The following is a 2222-nucleotide window of genomic DNA, read 5'->3' as shown; positions in this document are numbered from 1 at the left end:
CATACCGCAAAACGTGGCGCGCAAATTACGGCAAGCAGGCTTTGCCGAATCTCTCCAAATGAACGCCGATGACGACGGCGACAACGACTGACGCCGCATAACTCCACCACTCCACCGCCCGGGCATGCCCGGCAAGGAAACAGCTGTGTCCGAAGTAAAGCGTTACCACGTAACCGAAACAGGGCTTGTAGAGGGTGAATCACTGGGGAGGCTCAGTGTTGTGCTGGCGGCTGACTTCGACCGCGTAACCGCCGGGCGTGACGTGGCTCTGGCTGAGCTTGGGCGCTATCAATCACTTTTCAATCAGGCGCAGAAGGCAATCGACCGCCTGAACGAACTTCATCGTAAGCGCATGGCTGAAATTGGACGGAGCCTGACCGCAGCGGATGAGCGGGTGGATCTGCTGGAGGGGTTGGTCGGCGAGGTGCTGGATGCTGTAGGGCGTGAGCCGCTGGACTTAGACGCTGTTCTGAGGTTACGCGCCCGTATGCGCGCCGCACTCAAGCCAGCAGAGGGTGTTGGCGATGCCTGACGTAGCCGTGCTGTTCGTTCAGCCTGACGGGTGCTATGCCAATGACCCATCGATCGATGCATGGCCTGAGTCGCGAGACGCTAGAAGGTATAGCGGTTGCCTTCCGGTTGTTGCCCACCCCCCTTGCCAGCTTTGGGGGCCGATGGCTGCCATCAATTTCAAGCGCTGGGGTGGTGAGCACAACCGCCCAGGCAATGACCATGGCTGCTTTGCTTCGGCACTGGCTTCGGTGCGCGCAAACCGTGGCGTGCTTGAGCATCCGAAAGCGTCTCGGGCATGGGCTGCGCACGGACTCACCAAGCCAGCCGCGATTGGCTGGCAACCATGCGGCAAAGGCTGGGTTTGTGAGGTATGGCAGTCGGCATACGGGCATCGGGCCAACAAGGCAACATGGCTCTACTTCGTTGGAGAACAGAAACCCTTCGACCTTGACTGGTCGCGTCCGCAGGGTACGCACCAAATTGGGTTCCAGGACCAGCGCGGAAAGGCCGCTAACAAACCGACGCGGTACAAGCGTGAGGCAAATGCGACGCCGAAGGCATTCAAAGATGTGCTGATTCAACTGGCCAGGTTCTCGAGGATCAAGCCATGAAAGCCCAACTCCCCGCCTACTGCTGGTGCCTGCTGGCACTGGCACAACTGATTTGAGGTGACTTATGAGTGCAGTTGTAGAGGTAATTCAAAACAAGTCGGGCAGTTGGACTGCTCGCGGCCAGTACGGTGGAGTTTACGCCGAAGTGACCTGCTCAACTCGGTTCCAGGCTGTCGCAGCGCTGGATAAGGCCCTTCACGCTTTCGAAAATAAGGACTAAAAGCAATGACCACCAACCAAACGATTGACGGAGTGCCGCGTGCGACTCTTTCGGACGCTTTCGACGAGCTACCAGACTGGAATACGCCGGCGGCTACAAAGCTGCGCGCCCTGCTGGATGCGCCTATTTGCAAGACGCCTTCGGGCGCTGAATGTCATGGTGACGGCGTTGGCCCTTGCAAGAAGTGTCCAGCCGTCCAGCCCCAGCCCGACCCAGTGCTATGCAAATTCTATGACGTGACTGACTGGCCGGGCCTGGTGCGTGAACTGGTGGGCCATGTCGCCCAGCTCCAGGATTCGGCAAAGCGCAACGTCAAGCCTTGGGAAGACACTTTCCCACCGACACTGCTGCCGGCCTACATCGAGCGCGTGAATGCTGAGAATTCAGCCGCCCAGCCCCAGGGCGAGCCGGTGGCGTGGCAGTACGAGTTCGGCGGCAAGTGGTACAACGGCGACGACCGTATCAAGGGCCACTACAAGAACACGGTTGAAGCCGGGTACCCGGTAAGGAGCCTCTACGCCGGGCAGCCCGCGCCGGTAGCGGTGGTGCCCGATGGCTTCATGCTGGTCGAGCGCGGCATCTGGACAGAGGAACAGGTTGATTCGGCTGCGAAGTGCATCGCCATGCTTAAGGGTGTTCCTGGCATGACCGACAGGGATTTGGCTATGGCTGCCATGGATGCAGGGCAGTGCAAGGCGCCGGACATAACGCTATCTGATATTGCCTGCATCGACGACGTAACCCGCCTGAACGCCAAATCCCGATAGGAGTACATCCGTACTCCACCCGCAAAACCTGTAACCCCTCCCCCTTCAAAGTCAGCCGCTATAGCGGCAAGGACAGGTATCGTCATGCCCAAGCATCAGCCAGAACTGGCC

Annotated in this window: 3 protein-coding genes; all 3 read left to right on the top strand. The window is 59.4% G+C overall.

Going from position 1 to position 2222, the window contains the following annotated elements:
- Nucleotides 1-145 precede the first annotated feature (145 nt).
- Nucleotides 146-532 (top strand): hypothetical protein, encoded by a 387-nt coding sequence (locus JJD66_RS27825; RefSeq protein ID WP_200649521.1) that lies wholly within the window; start codon nucleotides 146-148, stop codon nucleotides 530-532.
- Nucleotides 533-674: 142 nt separating this feature from the next.
- The gene (locus tag JJD66_RS27820) at nucleotides 675-1124 is read left to right on the top strand and encodes a hypothetical protein (protein WP_200649520.1); all 450 of its coding nucleotides are present in this window, start codon (nucleotides 675-677) and stop codon (nucleotides 1122-1124) included.
- 225 nt (nucleotides 1125-1349) lie between these two features.
- Nucleotides 1350-2111: a hypothetical protein gene (locus tag JJD66_RS28250; RefSeq protein WP_234452359.1), complete on the top strand. Its 762-nt coding sequence runs from the start codon at nucleotides 1350-1352 to the stop codon at nucleotides 2109-2111.
- Nucleotides 2112-2222 lie beyond the last annotated feature (111 nt).

The organism is Pseudomonas sp. MF6751, from assembly GCF_016613265.1.
In the GTDB taxonomy this organism is placed as follows: domain Bacteria; phylum Pseudomonadota; class Gammaproteobacteria; order Pseudomonadales; family Pseudomonadaceae; genus Aquipseudomonas; species Aquipseudomonas fluorescens_BV.
Note: the sequence above shows the minus strand (reverse complement) of the source record. Positions and strands in the feature narration are given on the sequence as shown.

What these genes read in the sequence shown, in the direction of transcription:
- JJD66_RS27820 (WP_200649520.1), top strand. Translation starts at nt 675, where the DNA reads ATGGCTGCCATCAATTTCAAGCGCTGGGGTGGTGAGCACAACCGCCCA.
- JJD66_RS28250 (WP_234452359.1), top strand. Translation starts at nt 1,350, where the DNA reads ATGACCACCAACCAAACGATTGACGGAGTGCCGCGTGCGACTCTTTCG.